The 21,956-nt window shown below is 71.9% G+C and carries 20 protein-coding genes; 15 read left to right on the plus strand and 5 right to left on the minus strand.

Going from position 1 to position 21,956, the window contains the following annotated elements; genetic code table 11:
* The 5 genes from G6038_RS18020 to G6038_RS18040 all read left to right on the plus strand — a co-directional run.
* A partial coding sequence (locus G6038_RS18020) for a non-ribosomal peptide synthetase (protein ID WP_165039176.1) occupies nucleotides 1-3,071 on the plus strand: 3,071 nt, incomplete at its 5' end.
* A 32-nt stretch (nucleotides 3,072-3,103) separates the two neighbouring features.
* Complete coding sequence (locus G6038_RS18025; protein ID WP_006935398.1) at nucleotides 3,104-4,066, plus strand: daunorubicin resistance protein DrrA family ABC transporter ATP-binding protein; 963 nt, start codon at nucleotides 3,104-3,106, stop codon at nucleotides 4,064-4,066.
* A complete protein-coding gene (locus G6038_RS18030; RefSeq protein WP_165039177.1) occupies nucleotides 4,063-4,848 on the plus strand; it encodes an ABC transporter permease in 786 nt (261 codons plus the stop codon). The genes G6038_RS18025 and G6038_RS18030 overlap by 4 nt, the downstream gene beginning before the upstream one ends.
* A complete protein-coding gene (locus G6038_RS18035; protein ID WP_165039178.1) occupies nucleotides 4,845-5,636 on the plus strand; it encodes an ABC transporter permease in 792 nt (263 codons plus the stop codon). The genes G6038_RS18030 and G6038_RS18035 overlap by 4 nt, the downstream gene beginning before the upstream one ends.
* Nucleotides 5,637-5,784: 148 nt before the next feature.
* Nucleotides 5,785-6,042: a chorismate mutase gene (locus G6038_RS18040; protein ID WP_165039179.1), complete on the plus strand. Its 258-nt coding sequence runs from the start codon at nucleotides 5,785-5,787 to the stop codon at nucleotides 6,040-6,042.
* A gap of 83 nt (nucleotides 6,043-6,125) precedes the next feature.
* Here the strand turns inward: G6038_RS18040 and treY are convergent, their stop codons facing one another.
* Nucleotides 6,126-8,486, minus strand: a complete 2,361-nt coding sequence (gene treY, locus G6038_RS18045; RefSeq protein WP_165039180.1) for a malto-oligosyltrehalose synthase — start codon at nucleotides 8,484-8,486, stop codon at nucleotides 6,126-6,128.
* Nucleotides 8,483-10,852, minus strand: a complete 2,370-nt coding sequence (glgX, locus tag G6038_RS18050; protein WP_165039181.1) for a glycogen debranching protein GlgX — start codon at nucleotides 10,850-10,852, stop codon at nucleotides 8,483-8,485. Before glgX ends, treY begins: the two co-directional genes overlap by 4 nt.
* Before the next feature lie 103 nt (nucleotides 10,853-10,955).
* Here glgX and G6038_RS18055 point away from each other — a divergent pair, with 103 nt between their 5' ends.
* From G6038_RS18055 to G6038_RS18080, 6 genes are all read left to right on the plus strand, one after another.
* Nucleotides 10,956-12,236: an adenosylmethionine--8-amino-7-oxononanoate transaminase gene (locus G6038_RS18055; RefSeq protein ID WP_165039182.1), complete on the plus strand. Its 1,281-nt coding sequence runs from the start codon at nucleotides 10,956-10,958 to the stop codon at nucleotides 12,234-12,236.
* Between the two features lie 114 nt (nucleotides 12,237-12,350).
* Nucleotides 12,351-13,490 (plus strand): 8-amino-7-oxononanoate synthase, encoded by a 1,140-nt coding sequence (locus G6038_RS18060; protein ID WP_165039183.1) that lies wholly within the window; start codon nucleotides 12,351-12,353, stop codon nucleotides 13,488-13,490.
* Entirely contained in the window at nucleotides 13,487-14,182 is a 696-nt protein-coding gene (gene bioD / locus G6038_RS18065) for a dethiobiotin synthase (RefSeq protein ID WP_165039184.1), read from the plus strand. The genes G6038_RS18060 and bioD overlap by 4 nt, the downstream gene beginning before the upstream one ends.
* A 248-nt stretch (nucleotides 14,183-14,430) precedes the next feature.
* Nucleotides 14,431-15,345, plus strand: coding sequence for a GAF domain-containing protein (locus G6038_RS18070; protein WP_206025034.1), 915 nt, complete (start codon nucleotides 14,431-14,433; stop codon nucleotides 15,343-15,345).
* A 7-nt stretch (nucleotides 15,346-15,352) separates the two neighbouring features.
* A complete protein-coding gene (locus tag G6038_RS18075; RefSeq protein ID WP_165039185.1) occupies nucleotides 15,353-15,742 on the plus strand; it encodes an STAS domain-containing protein in 390 nt (129 codons plus the stop codon).
* 109 nt (nucleotides 15,743-15,851) lie between these two features.
* Nucleotides 15,852-16,301, plus strand: coding sequence for an ATP-binding protein (locus G6038_RS18080; protein ID WP_165039186.1), 450 nt, complete (start codon nucleotides 15,852-15,854; stop codon nucleotides 16,299-16,301).
* A gap of 109 nt (nucleotides 16,302-16,410) precedes the next feature.
* Here the strand turns inward: G6038_RS18080 and G6038_RS18085 are convergent, their stop codons facing one another.
* Both G6038_RS18085 and G6038_RS18090 read right to left on the minus strand, forming a co-directional pair.
* Complete coding sequence (locus G6038_RS18085; RefSeq protein WP_165039187.1) at nucleotides 16,411-16,839, minus strand: hypothetical protein; 429 nt, start codon at nucleotides 16,837-16,839, stop codon at nucleotides 16,411-16,413.
* A 35-nt stretch (nucleotides 16,840-16,874) separates the two neighbouring features.
* Nucleotides 16,875-17,027, minus strand: coding sequence for a hypothetical protein (locus G6038_RS18090; protein WP_165039188.1), 153 nt, complete (start codon nucleotides 17,025-17,027; stop codon nucleotides 16,875-16,877).
* Nucleotides 17,028-17,295: 268 nt separating this feature from the next.
* On the opposite strand from G6038_RS18090, the gene G6038_RS18095 reads away from it, so the two are divergent.
* Genes G6038_RS18095 through G6038_RS18110 form a run of 4 tightly spaced genes read left to right on the plus strand, consistent with a single transcriptional unit; the run spans nucleotide 17,296 to nucleotide 21,116 of the window.
* Nucleotides 17,296-17,580 carry a hypothetical protein gene (locus G6038_RS18095; protein ID WP_165039189.1) on the plus strand — a complete coding sequence of 95 codons (285 nt, stop codon included), beginning with the start codon at nucleotides 17,296-17,298 and terminating at the stop codon, nucleotides 17,578-17,580.
* Nucleotides 17,577-18,392: a hypothetical protein gene (locus tag G6038_RS18100; RefSeq protein WP_165039190.1), complete on the plus strand. Its 816-nt coding sequence runs from the start codon at nucleotides 17,577-17,579 to the stop codon at nucleotides 18,390-18,392. Before G6038_RS18095 ends, G6038_RS18100 begins: the two co-directional genes overlap by 4 nt.
* 58 nt (nucleotides 18,393-18,450) lie before the next feature.
* Complete coding sequence (locus tag G6038_RS18105) at nucleotides 18,451-20,367, plus strand: fumarate reductase/succinate dehydrogenase flavoprotein subunit (RefSeq protein ID WP_165039191.1); 1,917 nt, start codon at nucleotides 18,451-18,453, stop codon at nucleotides 20,365-20,367.
* 2 nt (nucleotides 20,368-20,369) lie between these two features.
* Nucleotides 20,370-21,116 (plus strand): succinate dehydrogenase/fumarate reductase iron-sulfur subunit, encoded by a 747-nt coding sequence (locus tag G6038_RS18110; RefSeq protein WP_006946166.1) that lies wholly within the window; start codon nucleotides 20,370-20,372, stop codon nucleotides 21,114-21,116.
* A gap of 79 nt (nucleotides 21,117-21,195) precedes the next feature.
* Here the strand turns inward: G6038_RS18110 and G6038_RS18115 are convergent, their stop codons facing one another.
* Nucleotides 21,196-21,858, minus strand: a complete 663-nt coding sequence (locus G6038_RS18115; RefSeq protein WP_165039192.1) for a TetR/AcrR family transcriptional regulator C-terminal domain-containing protein — start codon at nucleotides 21,856-21,858, stop codon at nucleotides 21,196-21,198.
* Nucleotides 21,859-21,956: the final 98 nt, after the last annotated feature.

Below are 21,956 nucleotides of genomic sequence, written 5' to 3' on the forward strand. Positions count from 1 at the left end.
ACCTGGTCGGGATGTTCGTCAACACCGTGGTCCTGCGCACCCCGGTGCGCCCGGACGTCGCCTTCGCCGACCTGGTGGCGCAGGTGCGCGAGGCCGACCTGGCCGCCTTCGCCCACGCCGACCTGCCCTTCGACCAGGTGGTCGAGGCGGTGCGCCCGGCCCGGTCCACCGCGCACCACCCGCTGTTCCAGGTCTCGCTCGCGCTGGCGAACTTCGAGGAGCCGGAGCTCGAGGTCGCGGGCCTGCGCATCGAGCTGCAGGACGTCGCCCACGAGGCCTCACCCTTCGACCTGAGCCTGACACTGCATGAACGCACGACCGCCGACGGCGAACCCGCCGGTCTCGAGGTGACACTCGGTTACGCCACCGACTTGTTCGACGACGTCACCGCGCGGACCCTCGCCGCCCGCTTCGGCCGGCTGCTGACGGCGGTCGCCGAGCACCCGCACGCCGCGATCGGCGACGTCGACCTGCTCGACGCGCAGGAGGCCGACGACCTGCGCACCAGCGCGGGCCCGCAGCCCGTCACCCCGGTGACCCTGCCCGAGCTGCTGCACGCCGCCGCGGCCGCGCGACCCGACGCCGTCGCCGTGGTCACCGACGACCGGCAGGTCACCTATCGCGAGCTCGACGCCCGCGCGACGCGGCTCGCCGACGCGCTCACCGCGCGCGGCGCCGGTCCCGGCACCCTCGTCGCCCTGGCACTGACCCGATCGTTCGAATCGGTGCTCGCGGTCTGGGCGGTCGCACGGACCGGAGCGGCGTTCGTGCCCGTCGACCCGCGGCACCCGCAGGAACGGATCGAGTACATGCTCGCCGACTCCGGCGCCGTCCTGGGCATCACCGTGACCGCGCACCACGATCGCCTGCCCGGCTCGCTCGGGTGGCTGGTGCTCGACGGCCCGGACGCCGACACGCGCCTCGCGCTCGTCCCGCAGCGGCCGCGCGCCGCGGCCGTGCACGTGGACGATCCCGCCTACCTGATCTACACGTCCGGCTCGACCGGCACCCCGAAGGCCGTCACGGTCACCCACCGCGGACTGGGCAACCTCGTTGCCGCGCAGCGGGAAACCCTGGCGCTGACCGCGCAGGCCCGGATCGCGCACATCGCCTCGCCGAGCTTCGACGCCGCGGTGTTCGAACAGCTCGCCGCGTTCGCGGTCGGCGCGCGGCTCGTGGTCGTACCGCCCACGGTGGTCGGCGGCGCCGAACTCGCCGACCGGCTTCGCGCGGCCCGGGTCAGCCACCTCGTCGTCACCCCCGCCGCGTTGTCGACGCTGGAGCCGGCGGCATTGACGTCGGTCGAGGTGCTGGCAGTGGCCGGGGAGGCGGTCGGAACCGAGCTGGTGGACCGGTTCGCCGGGGGCCGGACGATGCTGAACCTGTACGGGCCGACGGAGGCCACGATCTGGGCGACGGCCTCGGCGGCACTGACGCCGGGACGGGCGGTGACGATCGGCTCGGCCGTGCGCGGGGTGACGCCGCTGGTGCTCGACGGGCGGTTGCGGCCGGCCCCGGTGGGCGTGGTGGGGGAGTTGTACCTGGCCGGGGACGGGCTGGCGCGGGGCTACCACGGGCGGGCGGGGTTGACCGCGGGCCGGTTCGTGGCGCACCCCGATCGGCCGGGGGCGCGGATGTATCGCACCGGCGACCTGGTGCGGTGGGTGCGGGCCGGGGGCGGGCTCGAACTCGAGTACCTCGGCCGGGGTGATCATCAGGTCAAGGTGCGCGGGATGCGGGTCGAGGTCGGGGAGATCGATGCGGTGCTGGCCGGGTTGCCGCAGGTGGACTATGCGGTGACGGTGGGCCGGACCGGTCCGGCCGGGTCGCCGGTACTGGTGTCGTACGTGCTGGCGGCGCCGGGTTGCGAGGTCGAGGCCGAGTCGCTGCGGGCGCGGGTCGCCGAGTTGCTGCCCGCCCATCTCGTGCCGGCGGCGGTCGTCGTGCTCGACGAGGTGCCGCTGACCCCGGTGGGCAAGCTGGATCGGGCGGCGCTGCCCGAGCCGGTGTTCACGGCCGGGTCGGGGCGCGCCCCGCGCACACCGACGGAGGAGGCGGTGGTGGCGGCGTTCGCGCAGGTGCTCGGCCTCGCGCAGGTCGGGATCGACGATTCGTTCTTCGACCTGGGCGGCAACTCCCTCGACGCCACCCGCGTCTGCGATCGGCTCGGCGCCGCCCTCGGGACCGCCGTGCCGGTGATCCAGCTGTTCTCGGCGCCCACCCCGGCGGCCCTGGCCGCCCGCATCGAGGACCCGGACACCGCCGGGCAGCCCGACTCGCCGTTCGCGGTGCGGCTGCCGCTGCGCACCGAGGGCGACGGCGCCCCGCTGTTCTGCGTGCATCCGGCGGCCGGACTGGCCTGGTCCTATGCCGGGCTCGCCGCGCAACTCGCCCCCGGGCGGCCGGTGTACGGACTGCAGTCCCCGCACCTCGACGGCCTCGAGGACGCCCCGGAGACCATCGCCGCGTACGCCGAGCGGTACGTCGACGAGATCCGCGCGGTCCAACCCACCGGCCCGTACCACCTGCTCGGCTGGTCCCTCGGCGGATTCATCGCGCACGCCGTCGCCGCGCGGCTGCGTGAGACCGGCGAGGAGGTGGCGCTGCTCGCGCTGCTCGACGCGGACCTGATCGCCCGCGACGTCGCCGCGCCGGACCCGCTGACGGTCGGCGAACTCGTCGCCACCCTCGGTTCGTCGCTGGGCCTGCCCGACGCCGATCCGGCGCTGACGGCCGCCGAGGCCGCCGCGCTGATCCGGACCCACACCGGGGCCCCCGTCGACGCCGGTCACCTCGACCGGATGACCGCCGCCTACAACGGTTCGGCGTCGCTGCTCGCCGGGTACCGGCCACCGCTCTACGACGGCGATCTCGTCTTCGTCACCGCGACGGCCGACAAGACGCACCACGCCGGGGGCTTCGCCGGCTGGCGGCCCTACGTCACCGGCGCGATGCACAACCACCTGCTCGACGTCGCGCACGACCGGATGACCGCACCCGACGCGGTGCCCGCCCTGGCCGCGGTGCTCGATCGGCACCTCGGCGACGACCGGTACCTCGCCGCGTCCTGATCCCGCAGTCCACCCCTTCCGAACGGAGCACCATGTCCCCCTCGACCCCAGCCGTCCTCGTCGACGCCGTCACCAAGAGCTTCGGGCCGGTCCCGGCCCTGTGCGGCGTGAGCTTCACCGCCGAGGCCGGTGAGGTCCTCGGCGTCCTCGGCCCCAACGGCGCCGGAAAGACCACCACCGTGAACATCCTGTCCACCCTGCTGCGGCCGGATTCCGGGCGCGCCGTCGTCGCCGGCCACGACGTCGTCGCCGACGCGGCCGGGGTGCGCCGCGCCGTGATGCTCACCGGCCAGTACGCCGCCCTCGACGACATGCTCACCGGCTTCGAGAACCTGGTCCTGTTCGCCCGGCTGCTCGGGCTGCGGCGCCGCGCGGCCCGCGCCCGCGCGCGGGAACTGCTCGCCGAGTTCGACCTCGAGGACGCCGCCGACCGGCGGGTCGGCAAGTACTCCGGCGGCATGCGCCGCCGCATCGACATCGCCTGCGGGCTCGTCGTCCCGCCCCAGGTGGTGTTCCTGGACGAGCCGACCACCGGGCTCGATCCGCGCAGCCGCCAACGGGTCTGGGACCTGATCGCCGGCTTCAAGTCCCAGGGCGTCACCACGCTGCTCACCACCCAGTACCTCGAGGAGGCCGACCTGCTCGCCGACCGGATCGTCGTCATCGACCGGGGCACCGTCGTCGCCGAGGGCACCCCCGCCCAGCTGAAACAGCGCGTCGGCGCGACCTTCTGCGAGGTCGTCCCGGTGCGGGTGGCCGACGTGCCGGCCGTGGCGCACGTGCTCGGCCGGTTCGCGCCCGCCGCGGCGATCGAGGTCGCCGCCGACCGCGTCACGATCCCCGCCCCGCACGGCGCCGGCACCCTGGCGCAGGTCGCCACGGCCGTCGCCGCCCACGGCGTCGCCGTCTCCGACATCGCGCTGCGGCGACCGTCGCTGGACGAGGTCTTCCTCGCCCTCACCGCCGCCCGGCCGCGATTCGAGGTGGTGGCATGACCACGACGTCCGTCGCACCGGTTCCCTCGCCGCTCTACCAGTGGTGGGTGCTGTCCGTGCGCACCCTGGTCCCGGCGATCCGCGGGGGCGAACTCGTCACCGCACTCGTCGCGCCGCTCGTGTTCACCGTCGGGTTCTACGTGCCGCTGCAACGCGTGATCGCCCTGTTCACCGGCGGAACCGTCGCCTACGGGCAGTTCCTGATGCCGCTGATCGCGTTGCAGGCCGTGTCCTTCACCGCGATCTCCGCCGCCTTCCTGGCCGCGACCGACGCGGTGCACGGCATCGACCGCCGCTTCGCGACGATGCCGATCGCGGCGGCCGTGCCGCTCGCCGCGCGCCTGTCGGCGAGCGCCGTCAAGTGCACGCTGTCGCTGGCGGCGGCGATCGCATGCGGGCACGTGATCGGGTTCCGGTTCGCCGGAACCACCGCCGCCGTCGGGTTCTGCGCACTCGCGCTCACCGTCGGAATGGTCCTCACCCTCGGCGCCGACGTGATCGGCACCCTGTTCCGCAGCCCGGAGGCCACGACCCAGGCCCTGATGCTGCCGCAGCTCGTGCTCGGGATGCTCTCCTGCGGCTTCGTCCCGATCGACCAGTTCCCGGCCTGGATCCAGCCGTTCGTCCGCAACCAGCCCGTCTCACAGTTCGCGTCGAGCCTGCGCGGTCTCGCCGACGGCACCGCCACCGCCGCCGCGCTGACGCCATCGCTGCTGTGGCTCGGCGGGATCCTTCTGGTCGTCGTCCCCCTGGCGACCCGCACGAATCGGAGACAGCGATGAGCACCACCGTGACCGCACCCGAGAACTCGGTACCCGCTCTCGTGCGACACACCTGCCTGCAGGCGGGGCGTCTGCTCACCCGGTGGCGCCGGGATCCGATGACGATGCTGCAGAGCATCGCCTACCCGGTGCTGCTGCTGCTCATGCTCGAGGCGGTCCTCGGCCGGCAGGTCTCGGCGTTCGCCGGGCACGACGCCCTGTACGGGACGGTGCCGATGGTCGTCGTGATGAGCGCCCTGCTCGGCTCGCTGGCCGGCGCCGTCACGCTCGGCCGCGAATGCGAGGCCGGGCTGCCCGCGCGGCTGTGGGTGCTGCCCGTCCACCGGGCTTCGGCGCTGGCGTCGCGCTTCCTCGCCGAGGCGGTGCGCATCGCCGTGACCACCGTCGTCATCGTCGCCGCCGGCTTCGTCCTCGGCTTCCGCTTCCACCGGGGCCCGCTCGCCGCGATCGGCTTCCTCGCGGTGCCGGTGCTGTTCGGGGTGGCGTTCGCCGCGCTGGTCACCGCGGCCGCGCTCATGGCCGCGAGAACCGTGGTCATCGAATCGATCTCGCTGCTGTGCACGCTGATGTTGTTCTTCAACCCGGGTTTCGTGCCGATCGGTGCGTACCCGGAGGTGCTCGCGCCGGTGATCCGCAACCAGCCCATGACGAGTGCCGTCGAGACGATGCAGGCGCTCGCCCTCGGTGGCGCCGTCCAGGGACCGCTGTTGCGCACCGTGGCCTGGTCGGTCGCCCTGCTCGCGGTGTGCGCCGTGCCGGTGGTCCGGGGTTACCGGCGGGCACTGTGACCGATCCGTCGGCGACCGGATCCGTCGGCGTGCCGGTGACCGTGACCCCGGCAGGGTGGCGAATCAGCCCCCTGGGGTGGCTGTTTCCCGTCGCTCCGACGCGGGAGTATCGATGCAGCGAACACGACGAATTCCGAAGGGAGGCATCATGACCGCCGTTGCCGAACCAGGCACCACCGACTCCGAACTGCCCCGTCTGCGCGCCGACATCGACGGCCTCGACGCCGAGATCCTCGCCGTGGTGCGGCGCCGCATCACGCTCGAGCGACGGATCGGGCAGCTCCGGGTCGGGACGGGCGCGCCCCGCGTCACCCACGCCCACGACATGAGCGTGATCCGCCGATACGCCGCGGAGCTCGGCGAGGACGGCACGGCCCTGGCCCTGGTCCTGCTGCGCCTGCGTTAGCGGTGCGGAGCCCGCCTCGACGGCGCCGCGTGACACCCTCGGCCGGCGACGCCGGCCGAGGGTGTCACGAGGGAGGAGAAGTCCTAGTCGCGAGCCAGCGCCGCAACGGGAAGATCCGCGAACACCTCCGCCGGCGACACCGTTCCCGACAGCCGCCGCCCGGTGAGCCGATCCACCCAGAGCCCCGGCGGCAGGTCGAGCGTGGTGTCGCCCCACCCGGTTTCCTCCAGCGTGACAGTGTGCCGCGACGCGAGCGCCACCACGTCGACCTCGTCGGCCGCCGGGCCGCGCCCGAACCCGATCAGGTGACCGGCGGCCGGGCCCGACGCGGACAGCGGAACGTAGGCCCCGCCGACGAAGCTCGCCGGCCGCTCGCGGCGCAGTCGCAGCGCCGTCCGCACCACGGCGAGCTTCGCGGTGCCGGCGTCGTCCACGGCCGGCGGCGCGTCCTGTGCGAGCAGCCGGCGTCTCGTGGCGAAGTCCACGGGCCGCCGGTTGTCCGGGTCGACGAGCGAGTCCTCCCACAGCTCGGTGCCCTGGTACACGTCGGGGATGCCGGGTCCGAGCAGCTGCAGCAGCTTCTGCCCGAGCGAATCCGCGGAGAAGTGCGGGGTCAGGGACGAGACGAACTCGGTCAGCGACGCGCCGACCGGCCCGTCGCACACCGCGTCGAGCCAGGCCGCCACCGCGCCCTCGAACTCCTCGTCCACCTCGGTCCAGGTGGTGCGCAAGCCGTTCTCCCGCAACGCCTTACGGGCGTACTCGCGCAGCCGCGACCGCAGTTCCCCGGTCACCACCCCGTCGCGCGGCCACGCGCCGAACAGGTTCTGCCACAGGAACAGCCCGGTGGCGGCGTCCGGCGGCGGGGCGACGGATTCCCATTCGGACAGGCACGCCGCCCACAGCTGGGGCACCTGGGAGAGCACCCCGATGCGGGCGCGGACGTCCTCGCCCCGCTTGGTGTCGTGCGTCGACAGCGACGTCATCGCCCGCGGCCACCACCGCGCCCGCTCCGCCCACGCCAGGTGGAACTCGGCGACGGGCAACCCGAACCGTCCCGGGTGGCCACCGACCTCCTGCAGCGACACCAGCCGCGCCGCCCGGTAGAACAGGCAGTCCTCGACGGCCTTCGCCGTCGCGGCGCCGCACACCTGGCCGAAGCGGGCCGCCGCCTCGCCGCCGCGGGCCAGGGACCGGGCCAGCACCTCGAGGGCGGGTTCGAGCGCGGCGTCGGCGCGGGCGCGCTCACCCAGGATGCGGGGCAGCATCCCGCCCAGCGGCGCGTAGTCCGACCGGTACACGGGCAGCTCCGCCGCCACCGCGATCACCGCGTCGCGCAGCCGCTCGTCGGGGTAGGTCGCATCGGCGGCATCTCGCCGCACTGCCCGCACCAGCCGGCGCACCTCCGGCGCCAGCCCCGCCTGCAGCACCGCGCGCTTGATCTGCTTCTCCTGCGCGTGCAGCCACTCCGCGTCGCCTGGGGTGCCGGTGCGGTCGAGCGAGAGCGCGTTCAGGTCCTTCTCGCCCCGCGGATCGAGGAACACCGCACCGACCTCGCCGAGCGCGTCGTAGCCCGTGGTGCCGTCGACGGGCAGGGTCGGGTCGAGCGGTTCGCCGTCGCCGAGAATCTTCTCGATCACCAGCCACCGGTCCGGGCCGACGAGTCCACGCAGCCGCCGCAGGTAGCCGGTCGGGTCGGCCAGGCCGTCCGGATGGTCCACGCGGACGCCGTCGGTGAGGTCGTCGTCCATCCACGACGCCACCTGGGCATGCACCGCGTCGAACACCGTGGGATCCTCCACCCGCACCGCGGCGAGGTCGTCGACGGTGAAGAACCGGCGGTACCCGATCAGTCCGCTGTCCCACGGCACCAGCCGATACGCCTGCCGCGCATGTACTTCCGCTCCGGTCCCGGCGTCGGTGCCCGGGGCGACGGGGAAGCGCCGCTCGTAGTAGGCCAGCATCGGCTCGTCGCCGGTGCGGTCGACGGTCAGCTCCCCGACGTCGGCCGCCGAACCCAGCACGGGCAGGGCGATCCGGCCGTCGGTGCCGTTGTCCGCGGCCCAGTCGACGTCGAAGTAGGTCGCGTACCGCGAGTCGCGGCCGTGCCGCAGCACGTCCCACCACCACGGGTTCTCGCGGGGATCGCCGACGCCGACGTGGTTGGGCACGATGTCGATCAGCAGACCCATTCCGCGGGAGCGGACCTCGCGGGCGAGGGCCTCGAGGCCCTCGCGGCCGCCGAGCGCCGCCGACACCGTGGTCGGGTCCACCACGTCGTAGCCGTGGGTCGAGCCGGCCGCGGCGCTGAGCACGGGGGACAGGTACACGTGTGAGACACCGAGCGCCTCGAGGTAGTCCAGGAGCGCGATCGCGTCCGCGAAGGTCGTCCCGTCGCCGGTGAGCTGCAGCCGATACGTCGACGACACCGGGCGCGGGCTCATGCGGTCCTCCGCAGCACCAGCAGCGAACGGGCCTGCACCCGCACCGACTCCCCGGCGGTCACGACCTGTTCGCGCAGTCCGGCCGGCACGTCCGTGTCCAGCGCCACCGACCATTCCTGTGCGTGCGGGCCGTCGGGGGTGACGAAGTCGATCGGCTCGTCGTGGGCGTTGAAGCACAGCAGGAACGAATCGTCGACGACGCGTTCGCCGCGCTGGTTCGGCTCGTGGATGCCCTCGCCGTTGAGGAACACCGACAGCGACTTGCCGAACCCGCTGTCCCAGTCCTCCGGGGTCATCTCCTCGCCCGCCGGGGTGCGCCACGCGATGTCGCGGGACTGCTCGCCGCTGCGGATCGGCCGGCCCTCGAAGAACCGCCGCCGCCGGAACACCGGGTGCGACCGGCGCAGGGCGATCACGTTGCGGGTGAAGTCCAGCAGGTCCGCGTTCGTCTCCGCCAGCGACCAGTCCATCCAGGACAGCTCGTTGTCCTGGCAGTAGACGTTGTTGTTGCCCTGCTGCGTGCGCCCGAACTCGTCGCCGTGCGCGATCATCGGGGTGCCCTGGGACAGCATCAGCGTCGCCAGGATGTTGCGGCTCTGCCGTTGCCGCAGCGCCAGCACCTCCGGGTCGTCGGTGGGGCCCTCGGCGCCGCAGTTCCACGAACGGTTGTGCGACTCGCCGTCCATGTTGTTCTCGCCGTTGGCGTCGTTGTGCTTCTCGTTGTAGGAGACGAGGTCGGCGAGGGTGAAGCCGTCGTGCGCGGTGACGAAGTTGATCGAGGCGCTCGGGCGGCGGCCGGTGGCCTCGTACAGGTCCGACGAACCGGTGAGCCGGGAGGCGAACTCGCCGAGCGTGGCCGGTTCGCCGCGCCAGTAGTCCCGGACCGTGTCGCGGTACTTGCCGTTCCATTCGGTCCACAGACCGGGGAAGTTCCCGACCTGGTAGCCGCCCTCGCCGACGTCCCACGGTTCGGCGATCAGCTTGACCTGCGAGACGATCGGATCCTGCTGCACCAGGTCGAAGAACGCGGACAGTCGGTCCACGTCGTGCAGTTCGCGGGCCAGGGTGGAGGCCAGGTCGAAGCGGAAGCCGTCGACGTGCATCTCGGTCACCCAGTAGCGCAGCGAGTCCATGATCAGCTGCAGGGTGTGCGGGTGGCGGGCGTTGAGGCTGTTGCCGGTGCCGGTGTAGTCCATGTAGTAGGACTTGTCGTCGTCGACCAGCCGGTAGTAGGCGGCGTTGTCGATGCCGCGGAAGGAGATGGTCGGTCCCAGGTGGTTGCCCTCCGCCGTGTGGTTGTAGACCACGTCGAGGATCACCTCGATGCCTGCTTCGTGGTAGGCGCGCACCATCGCCTTGAACTCGGCGACGACGCCGCTCGGGTTGCTGGCCGACGAGTAGTCCAGGTGCGGGGCCAGGAAGCCGAAGGTGTTGTAGCCCCAGTAGTTCCGCAACCCGCGATCCAGCAGGACCTGATCGTGCATGAACTGGTGCACCGGCATCAGTTCGATCGCGGTGACCCCGAGGCTCTGCAGGTGTTCGATGATCACCGGGTGTGCCAGTCCGGCGTAGGTGCCGCGCAGCTGCTCCGGCACGCCGGGATGGGTCGCGGTCATGCCCTTCACGTGGGCTTCGTAGATGACGGTCTCGTAGTAGGGCCGGCGTGGGTGCCGGTCGGAGGCCCAGTCGAAGAACGGGTTGATCACCACGGTCGTCATCGTGTGCCCGAGCGAATCCAGCTGCGGGAAATCAGGATTCGCCGGCGCGGCGGGCTCGGGGGCGGACTCGGGCTCCGAGTCGTCCCCGGTCCCGTCGCCTTCGCTCCCGTCCGAGTCGACCGCCTCGTCGGGGGCGGCACCGGCCGTGTCCTCGGCGCCGGCGTCCTCCGCGGCGTCGGCCGCCGGTTCCGGTTCCGACTGTGCCTCCTCGGCTGCTGCCGACTGCTCCGGTTCGGACGGTGCCTCCTCGGCTCCGACCATCGCGTACGAGAACAGGGACGCATCGCCGTCGAACGCGCCGTCGTAGGCCTTGCCGTAGGGGTCGAGCAGCAGCTTGCTCGGATCGCAGCGCAGGCCCTGCGCCGGATCGTAGGGGCCGTACACCCGGTAGCCGTAGCGCTGGCCGGGGGTCACCGTGGGCAGGTAGACGTGCCAGACGTTGCCGTCGACCTCCTCGATCGGCACGCGGGTCTCGGTGCCGTCCTTGGCGATCAGGCACAATTCGACCTTCTCGGCGACCTCGGAGAAGAGGGCGAAGTTCGTGCCCGCCCCGTCGTAGGTCGCGCCGAGCGGATATGCGCTCCCCGGCCACACCGGGATGTCGGCCGGGAGGGCCTCGGTGGACGTGCTCGGCTCGGTGGGTTCCATGACCGCAACCCTAACCGGATCGACGGTCGCGTACGGGGCGAGCACGCCGCCCCGGCACAGGCGACGATCGGCCCCGGGGCAGGGACGCCTACAGTCGATCCCCGTGACCGTTCGTCGTCTGAGTCCCGACCGGGTCGCCGCGCTCGACGCGGCGCACCTGTGGCACCCCTACGGAGCCGTCCCCGCATCGACCGCGCCGCTCGTGGTCGACGAGGCGCACGGGACCCGGCTGCGGCTGGCCGACGGCCGGGAGCTCGTCGACGGCATGAGCTCGTGGTGGGCCGCCGTGCACGGATATCGCCACCCGGTCCTCGACGCGGCGGTCACGCAGCAGCTGGGCCGGATGAGCCACGTCATGTTCGGGGGCCTCACCCACGAGCCGGCCGCGCGACTCGCGGAGCTGCTCGTGGCGATCACCCCCGACGGTCTGGACAAGGTCTTCCTCGCCGATTCCGGGTCGGTGTCGGTGGAGGTCGCGGTCAAACTCGCACTGCAGTATCAGCGTGCGGCCGGCAGGCCGGGTCGTCACCGGCTCATGACGTGGCGCGGCGGCTACCACGGCGACACGTTCGCGCCGATGAGCGTGTGCGACCCCGAGGGCGGCATGCACTCGATGTGGACCGGCGTGCTGCAGCGGCAGGTGTTCGCGCCGGCGCCGCCCCGCGAGTTCGATCCGGCGTACGTCGCCGAGTTCGAAGCGCGGCTCGAGGCCCACACGGACGAGCTGGCCGCCGTGATCGTCGAGCCGGTGGTCCAGGGGGCGGGCGGGATGCGCTTCCACGACCCTCGCTACCTGAACGAGCTGCGCCGGATGTGCGACGCCCACGGCCTGCTGCTGATCTTCGACGAGATCGCCACCGGCTTCGGCCGCACCGGGGAGCTGTTCGCCGCCGACCACGCGGCCGTCGCGCCGGACGTCATGTGCGTCGGCAAGGCGTTGACCGGTGGCTATCTGACCCTGGCCGCGGTGCTGTGCACGTCGGCCGTCGCCGAGGTCGTCAGTGCGGGGGAGGGCGGCGGGATCATGCACGGCCCGACGTTCATGGGCAATCCGCTCGCGTGCGCGGTTGCCGTCGCTGCCGTGGAATTGCTGCTGTCGAGGGATTGGCGCGGCGAGGTGGCCGCGTTGGCCGCCGGCCTCGAGGCGGGCCTGGCGCCGGCGCGGGAGTTGCCGGGCGTGGTGGACGCGCGGGTGCTCGGCGGCATCGGCGTGCTCGAACTGGACCGGCCGGTGGACATGGGCGCCGCGACGGCGGCCGCCGTCGCGGCCGGTGTGTGGCTGCGCCCGTTCCGCAACCTGATCTACGCGATGCCGCCGTACGTCTGCAGCGCCGACGACGTGCAGCGGATCGCCGCGGGGATGTGCGCCGCGGCCCGGGCCTGATCCGCCCGGCACGCCGGTCACGAGCGGGGAAGTCGCGGAGCGGCGGCCACTGCACGGTGCGGAATCAGCCGCCGGGAACGTGACTTGAACAGTGTTCAGGTATGGTCTGCCGACATGACCGCCTTCGCCAGTCTCCAGTGGCTCGACGACGTCGCCGACGCCCGTCGCGCGGCGGGCCTGCGCCGCACGCTGCATCCGCGCACCCCGGCACCGGGCACCGTCGACCTCGCCTCCAACGACTACCTCGGTCTCGTCCGGCATCCCGAGGTCCTCGCCGCCGCGACCGCCGCGCTGCGCCGATGGGGCGGCGGCGCCACCGGATCCCGCCTCGTCACGGGCACCACCAGCGAGCACGAACTGCTCGAGCGTGAACTCGCCGAATTCACCGGCGCCGAGTCCGGCCTCGTGTTCGCCAGCGGCTACGCCGCCAACCTCGGCGCCGTCACCGCCCTCGCCGACCGCGACACCCTCGTGGTCTCCGACGCGGGCTGCCACGCGTCCCTGGTCGACGCATGCCGACTGTCCCGCGCACGGGTGCAGATCGCCCCGCACGCCGACGTCGACTTCGTGCGGACGGCCCTCGCCACCCGTACCGAGCGGCGCGCCCTCGTGCTCACCGACTCCGTCTTCAGCGCCGACGGAGACCTCGCGCCGCTGCCGGAACTGCATGCGGCGTGCCGCGCGCACGGCGCGCTGCTGCTCGTCGACGAGGCCCACGGAGTCGGAGTCCGCGGTGAGGGGGGCCGCGGACTCGTCCACGAGGCGGGTCTGGCCGGCGAACCCGACGTCGTGGTCACCGCCACGCTGTCGAAGTCCCTCGCCTCGCAGGGCGGCGTGGTCCTCGCCGACACCCGCGTGCGGGCCCACCTGATCGACGCCGCCCGCACCTTCATCTTCGACACCGGCCTCGCGCCCGCGGCCGTCGGCGCCGCCCGCGGTGCGCTGCGCGTGCTGCGCGACGAGCCGCAACGGGCCACCGCCGTGCTCGAGCGGGCCGCCGACCTGGCCCGGATCACCGGTGTCGCCACCCCCACGTCGGCGGTGGTCTCGGTGATCCTCGGTGATCCGCAGGTCGCGTTCGACGCCGCCCAGGCGTGCCGCAGCCTGGGCGTCCACGTCGGCTGCTTCCGGCCGCCGTCCGTCCCCGAGGGCACGTCCCGGCTGCGGTTGACCGCGCGCGCGAATCTCGACGCCGACGAGCTCGCCCGCGTCGAAAGCGTCCTTACCGACGTGCTGGCCGGGGCGCGCGCATGACCGTCCTGTGTGTGACCGGCACCTCCACCGACGTGGGCAAGACCGTCGTCACGGCGGCGTACGCCGCCGTGGCCGCCGCGGCGGGCCTGCGGGTCGCCGTGTGCAAACCGGCGCAGACCGGCGTCGCCGACGACGCACCCGGCGACCTCGCCGAGATCGCCCGGCTCACCGGGCACCGGGTCCACACCGTCGAACTGGCCCGCTACCCGGAGCCGCTCGCACCGGACACCGCGGCGCGGCGCAGCGGCCGGCCACCGCTGTGCCTGCCCGACGTCGTCACCGCCGTGCGGGCACTCGCGGACGCGTACGACCTGGTGCTCGTCGAGGGTGCCGGCGGGCTCCTCGTCCGGCTGGGAGCGGACGGGTTCACCCTCCTCGAGGTCGCCGCCGCGCTGAGCGCCCCCACCGTGGTGGTGGTGGCCCCCGCCCTGGGCACCCTGAACCACAGCGCGCTGACCGTCGCCGCGCTGCAGGCCGGCGGCGTCGAGTGCGCGGGCCTGGTGATCGGCGCGTGGCCGGGGCAGCCCGGTCTGGTCGAGCGGTGCAATCTGCAGGACCTGCCCGCGGTGACCGGCGTGCCGGTCGTCGGGCGCATCCCGGCGGGCAGTGGCGTCCTCGACGCCGTGGCCTTCGGCGAGCAGGCCGCACGCTGGCTACCGGCCGACCGGATCGGGCTGCCGGTTCGATCCTGACGCCGCCCGTCGCGGCACGCGGTCGGCGCCCCGGCACGCTTCCCGCAGGTGAACGAATGTGCGAAGACGACAAGTTCGGGTAGGGTGTCCGATGCGGTTGAGACACCAGCCGTAGTGCCTGTGAGGTGCGCGTTCCGACTACGCGTCCCTACGTCAGTGCTACGCAGTGCTCGTCGCGTTGGGTGTCGACTGTTGCGTTTCACCGACCGAGGCAGGACCGGAAGTCGGTGTAGGAGACAGCGCAAGCGATGACGGTGCTCGATCACCAGCAGTGGGAGACTGCCCGCATGCGGGCCGTCTCCCGCTACCGCATTCTCGGCACCCCGGCCGACGGCACGTTCGACCGGGTCGCCCGGCTCGCTGCGTCCTGGTTCGGCACCCCGATCGCCACGGTGACGATCGTCGACGACGACCGCATCTGGTTCAAGGCCGCCCACGGACTCGAGGGAGTGCGGCAGATCGACCGCGCCCCGGGCCTGTGCGCCTCGGCGATTCTCTGCGACCGCTCCTACGTGGTGGCCGATGCCCGGACCGGCCCGCGGACCGCGCAGAATCCCCTCGTCCACGGCGAGCTGGGGGTGCGGTTCTACGCCGCCGCGCCCATCACCACCGCGGACGGCTACCGGCTCGGCACGGTCGACGTCCTCGACACCCGGCCCCGGGAGGCCTCCCCTGCGGACCTGTCCGTCCTCGAGGACCTCGCGTCGGTGGTAATGGACCTGCTGGAGCTGCGGTTGTCGGCGCTGACCACCGTCCGGGCCGAACGGGACCCGCGGCTGCAGGTCGAGCGCGACCGGCACGTGCTCGCCGAACTCGCCACGACTCTGCAGCGGACCGTGCTGCCGCCGTCGCTGCCGGCCATCGAGGGCATCGAGCTCGCGTGCCACTATCACGCGGCGTCCTCCCAGCAGGGCGGCGGCAATTTCTACGACGTGTTCCACCTCGGTGACGACCGGAGATCTTCGGGGAGGAGAACGTCGTCGCATTCCTCTCCGCCCGAGTGCCGGACGCCACCCGATCCGCCTCGTCGCCGAGCTTTCCGAATTGATTCCCCGCCTGCGGGCGCAGGACGACATCGCCCTGCTCGCCGTAGGTGTACCCCGTTGACTTCCGATCCCCCGGATCGGACCCGCTATCGCACAGGAGGACAGAGTCTTGCATGATGGACATATGAACGAAGCGACTTCCGAACAGCCGATCATGGCCGTTTCCCAGGCGTGGAGCGGCGACATCGCGGTGCTGTCGGTGGCCGGTGACGTGGATCTGGTCAGCGCCCCGCAGCTCGAGGAGGAAGCCGTCGCCACTCTGGGCAACGACAAGTGCCGGGGTCTGATCGTGGACCTGGGTGCCGTCAACTTCCTCGCCTCGGTGGGCATCGCCGTGCTGGTGGACCTGTCGAAGAAGACCGCCGGCACGATCCCCTACGCGGTCGTTGCGCAGGGCTCGGCCACCGCGCGGCCCCTGACGCTGCTCGGGCTCGACGAGGTGTTCCCGATCCACAGCCGCCTCGACGAGGCGCTGGCCGCCCTGCAGGCCGACAAGGCCGGCACGGAGGCATGAGCACGGAGGCATGAGCCGACCTAGGCCGGCACGGAGGCGTGAGCCGGGCGGGAACCTGGTACGCGGGAGACGGACCGGTCGGGGACCTGTCGACGACGAGGGAACGAGGATGCAGACGCGAGGCGTAGCGCCAGCCTTTCTGACGACCGGACTGTACTACCGCGGCGTCCGCGCCGAGGCCTCGCAGGTGACGATGCTGCGGCAGGCTCTCGACCGCTGGCTCAGCGGCCTGCGGCTCGCCGAGTTCGGCGGCCAGGACGTGCTGCTGGCCAGTTACGAGGCGCTCGCGAACGCGGTGGAGCACGCCTACGCCGACGGTGACGGCACGGTCGACCTCGAGGCGAAGTACTCGCCTCAGGACCGGTGCGTCGAGATCGTCGTCACCGACCACGGGCACTGGCGGGAATCGGTCACGCCGACGGCCGGGAGTTCGCGCGGGCACGGACTGGCGCTGATCCGGAACCTGGCCGCGGACACCGACCTGGCCGTCAATCCCGACGGCACCGTGGTGGCGATGCGCTGGCACCTGCCGCACGAGGCCTCGGCCTTCTCGGGCTGATCCGGCCGCCGCGGCAGCATCGCCGGCTCACCCGACGGCTGCTCGACCGAACGGACTCCGGCCCCGGCGCACGAAGCGCCGGGGCCGGAGTCGATTTCGTGGACGGAGTTCAGGCCGGTTGCGGGTCCCGGCGGGCATCGGTGCCACCGCTCAGGGCGAACACCGAGGTGCACACGGTCCCGGCGGGCACCGTGACGTCCGTGCGGGACCGGGTCACGGTGTCGCCGAGCAGGTCGTGCTCGGCGAGTGTCTCCAGGATCCGTTCGGGGGCATCGTGCACGCAGACGCACGGGATGCCGGCGGCGCGCACGGACTGCATCGTCATCGCCTCGACGGGAGAGCAGGCGCCGTCGAGCACCTCCTCGGTGACGATCGCGCACACCACCCGATCCGGGGTGAAGGTGTCGGTGAGCCCGAGGCCGTGGCGACGCGCCCACGTCCGCAGCTCGGCGCCGCGGGCGCCGTCGAGCACCCGGGAGCAGTCGCCGACGATCAGCAGTTCGCCGGCCGGTACCCCTTCGATCGATCCTGAACTCATCTGATCCCCTGCTTTCCACATCGACGTCGTCGACCTCATGCGTGCCCGGTGCCGGCCGACCGCTCGTCGGTGCGTGGTTCGGCGAACATCGCCTCGATGCGGCGCTTGATCTCCTCGGTGCTCATGGCCGAGCCGGCGGAGGCGGTGGCGCGACGGGAGGCGGCGGAGGCGAACAAGGTGGTCTGCATGACGTTCTCGGTCCTTACTTTCTTCAGCGCGAGCTGTTTTCACAGTGGCACCAAAGCTTTCCCGGATGCGCGGTTTTCGAAACCTGTAGCAAAGATTTCACATTTCCTGGACTGAAATGTCCGGATCCGGGGCGGATCGGCCGCTCGGCAGGGCGTTTACGCGTCGATCGCCGGATTCGCGTGCGTCGCCGCGCGAATGTCGTACTGTGAGAGCTGTCACATCGAGTCGGCAGGTGTCGACGTGCCGACCGCCCTCTCGGAGGTACGAATGCCCACCACCGAAATGCAGGAACTGCACCGCACCATCGGTCACCTTCGGCACTGCCTGACCTCGCTCCGGTCGAGGTACGGCGACGCCGCTGCGGTGCGCCGCCTGATCAACGACGTGGACCGGCTCGACATCGACGCGCAGGATCTGGCGGCCTCGCCGCCGCGCGAGACGTCCCGGCCGGCCGGCGAGCGGATTCCGATCCCCGACACCCCGTACGACGAGATCTTCCGCGGCGTCGACTGCGACGACGAGGGGCTCGGCGGCCTGCACGGCTCGCGGTGAGCGCCCCCGCGGCAGGCGCCGGCGTCCGGTCCTCGACGCGGGCCCGGATCGCGGCGCGCACGCTACGCACCGACCGGTGGTGGCAACCGCCCGTGCTCACCACGCTCGGGCTGGCCGTCTTCGTCGTCTATGCGACGATCCGGTCGTTCGTGCGCACCGCGTACTGGGTGGAGGAGTACCACTACCTCACGCCGTTCTACTCGCCGTGCGTCAGCGCGTCGTGCGTGCCCGGCGCCCGGCACTTCGGGACGTGGGTGGGCGAACTGCCCATGTGGATTCCCCTGGCGTTCCTGTCGCTGCCGTTCCTGCTCGGATTCCGGCTGACGTGCTACTACTACCGCAAGGCCTACTACCGCTCGATCTGGCTGGCGCCGCCGGCCTGCGCCGTCGCCGAGCCGCACGCCCGGTACACGGGGGAGACGCGGCTGCCGCTGCTGATCCAGAACTCGCATCGCTATTTCTTCTACGTCGCGCTCGTCATCTCGGCGATCAACACCTATGACGCGATCGTCGCGTTCCACGGTTCCGGCGGCGGGTTCGGCTTCGGCCTCGGCAACCTCATCCTGGTGGGGAACGTGCTGCTCCTGTGGGCGTACACCGTCTCGTGCCACTCGTGCCGGCACGTCACCGGCGGCCGGCTCAAGCACTTCTCGAAACACCCGCTGCGTTACCGGATCTGGACGTCGGTTTCCCGGCTCAACACCCGGCACATGCAGCTGGCGTGGACCACGCTGGGCACCCTGATGCTCACGGACTTCTACATCATGCTCGTGGCGAGCGGAACCATCTCGGACCTGCGGTTCGTCGGCTGAGCCACGACGACGGCCCGGGTGCCGGCCACGGGCCGGCTCGGCAGCGAAGGAGGACTGGATGGCGGACGTCGAACGGCACAGCTACGACGTGGTGGTCATCGGCGCGGGCGGAGCGGGGCTGCGCGCCGTCATCGAGGCGCGTCAGCGCGGACTGCGGGTCGCGGTCGTGTGCAAGTCGCTGTTCGGCAAGGCGCACACCGTCATGGCGGAGGGCGGGTGCGCCGCCGCGATGGGCAACGCCAACCCGCACGACTCGTGGCAGGTGCACTTCCAGGACACCATGCGGGGAGGGAAGTTCCTCAACAACTGGCGCATGGCCGAACTGCACGCCCGCGAGGCGCCCGACCGGGTATGGGAACTCGAGACCTACGGTGCGTTGTTCGACCGCACCCCCGACGGCCGGATCAGCCAGCGCAACTTCGGCGGTCACACCTATCCTCGGCTGGCCCACGTGGGTGACCGCACCGGCCTGGAGCTGATCCGCACGATGCAGCAGAAGATCGTGTCCCTGCAGCAGGAGGACCACGCCGCCACCGGCGACTACGACGCCCGGGTACGGGTGTTCGCCGAATGCACCGTCACCGAACTGCTGAAGGACGCCGAGGGCCGCATCGCCGGTGCATTCGGGTACTGGCGCGAGTCCGGCCGGTTCGTGCTGTTCGAGGCGCCCGCCGTCGTCCTCGCCACCGGCGGGATCGGCAAATCCTGGAAGGTGACGTCGAACTCGTGGGAGTACACCGGCGACGGACATGCTCTCGCGCTGCGGGCCGGGGCCGCCCTGATCAACATGGAGTTCGTCCAGTTCCACCCCACCGGGATGGTGTGGCCGCCGAGCGTCAAGGGCATCCTCGTCACCGAGGGGGTGCGCGGCGACGGCGGGGTGCTGAAGAACTCCGAGAACGATCGGTTCATGTTCTCGTACATCCCGCCGGTGTTCAAAGGCCAGTACGCGGAGACGGAGGAGGAGGCCGACCGCTGGTACACCGATCAGGAGAACAACCGCCGCACCCCGGACCTGTTGCCGCGCGACGAGGTCGCCCGCGCCATCAATTCCGAGGTCAAGGCCGGTCGCGGCACCCCGCACGGCGGGGTGTTCCTCGACATCGCCTCGCGCATGCCCGCCGAGGAGATCGTCCGGCGGCTGCCGTCGATGCACCACCAGTTCAAGGAGCTCGCCGATGTCGACATCACCGCGGAGGCGATGGAGGTCGGCCCCACCTGCCATTACGTGATGGGCGGCATCGAGGTCGATCCGGAGACCGGTGCCGCGTCCGTGCCCGGCCTGTTCGCCGCCGGCGAGTGCTCGGGCGGCATGCACGGGTCGAACCGGCTCGGCGGCAACTCCCTGTCGGATCTGCTGGTGTTCGGCCGGCGCGCCGGCCTCGGCGCCGCCGACTACGTGCAGGGCCTCGGACGCCGTCCGCACGTCGCGGAGGCGGACGTCACGGCCGCGGCGCGCACGGCGCTGGCCCCGTTCGATCCCGCCGAGCCCGCGACGGCGGAGAACCCCTATACCCTGCACACCGGGTTGCAACAGTCCATGCAGGACCTGGTGGGCATCATCCGGCGCGCCGACGAGATCGCCCGTGCCCTCGACGACCTCGGCGCGTTGCGTGCGCGGATCCGGAACGTCGCCGTGGAGGGGCACCGGCAGTTCAATCCCGGCTGGCACCTCGCCCTGGACCTGCGCAACATGCTGCTCGTGAGCGAGTGCGTGGCCCGGGCGGCGTTGCTGCGCACCGAGAGTCGCGGCGGGCACACCCGCGACGATCATCCGACGATGGACCCGAACTGGCGCCGGACGCTGCTGGTGTGCCGCACGGACGGTGGCGGCGAGTCGATCCCGGAGGTCACGGTGGCACCCGAACAGCAGGTGCCCATGCGACCGGATCTGTTGGCGCTGTTCGATTTCGAGGAACTCGCCAAGTACTACACCGACGACGAACTCGCGGAGCATCCGGGACGGAGGCCGTAGCCATGGGGTACCGGGCGGCATTCAAGATCTGGCGCGGCGACGGCGGTGGCGGCGAACTGCGCGACTACACCGTCGAGGTGAACGAGGGCGAGGTCGTCCTCGACATCGTCCACCGGCTGCAGGCCACCCAGGCTCCCGACCTGGCGGTGCGGTGGAACTGCAAGGCCGGCAAGTGCGGGTCCTGTTCGGCGGAGATCAACGGCCGTCCGCGGCTGCTGTGCATGACCCGGATGTCGGTCTTCGCCGAGGACGAGGTGGTCACCGTGACCCCGCTGCGCACCTTCCCGGTGGTCCGCGACCTGGTCACCGACGTGTCCTTCAACTACGAGAAGGCCCGGGAGATCCCGGCGTTCGCGCCCCCGCCCGACCTGGCGCCGGGGGAGTACCGGATGCAGCAGATCGACGTGCAGCGGTCGCAGGAGTTCCGCAAGTGCATCGAGTGCTTCCTGTGCCAGAACGTCTGCCACGTGGTGCGCGACCACGAGGAGAACAAGGAGGCGTTCGCCGGTCCCCGGTACCTGATGCGGATCGCCGAACTCGAGATGCACCCGCTCGACGTGGCCGACCGGCGCACCGCCGCGCAGGAGGAGCACGGACTCGGCCTGTGCAACATCACCAAGTGCTGCACCGAGGTGTGCCCGGAGAACATCCACATCACCGACAACGCGCTGATCCCGATGAAGGAACGTGTCGTCGACCGCCGGTACGACCCGATCGTCTGGCTCGGCAACAAGCTGTTCCGGCGCTGACCCACCCGCTCGGCTCGGCGGCAGTAGGCCACCGCCCGGCCGACCCCCGTCCGTCCTGGTGGCCGAATGTCACATTCGTTCAGTTGGGTTGCACCGGTGTGACATTCGGTCCCAACGGGGCGGGGTCGCCGTCGCGCAGGCGGCTGCGGATGCCGTCGACGAACAGGGTCAGGCCGAAGTCGAACCGCACGGACGGATCCCCGTCGAGCAGGTCGTCGTCCGAGCCGGCCGCGGCCTCGGTGGACACGTCGGGGGAGACGGGCTTGCGGGTCAGCGCCCCGAGTTCGGCGAGCTGCAGACGGGACTGCTCGTCGACGGTGTGGCCGAGGACGTAGTGCAGCAGCGCGAACCCGGCGAGCTCGGCGTGGGCACGGGACAGCCGCGCCCGCAGGCCCGCCGCGACGAACGCCTCCCGCACGCGCGACGTGGTCAGGCGCGACGCGTAGGTCGCGGCGACGAGTTCCGCGCCGTCGCGGTGGGCGAGCAGGGCGGCGCGGAAGCGGTGCGCGAGTTCGGTGAGTGCGCCGTCCCAGGCGGGGGCGGTGGAGGGGGCGTCGACGCCGTCGAGGATGCGGTCGGCCATCGCGCCGAGCAGGGTCTGCTTGTTGGGGAAGTGCCAGTACAGGGCCCCGGGCTGGACGCCGAGCGACGTGGCGAGCTTGCGCATCGTCAGGTCGCCGAGGCCGTACTCGTCGAGGATCGCCATCGCGCCGTCGAGGACGTCGCCGCGTCGCAACTGCACCGTTCGCTCCCGTCGTACCTGATTCCCGACCATCCGTCGCGTTGACAGTAGACCACCGCCACCCTAGCCTGAACGGCGTTCAAGTGAACGGTGTTCAA

The sequence above is a fragment of the Rhodococcus sp. 14C212 genome (assembly GCF_011058195.1).
GTDB classification, from domain to species: Bacteria; Actinomycetota; Actinomycetes; order Mycobacteriales; family Mycobacteriaceae; genus Rhodococcus; species Rhodococcus aetherivorans.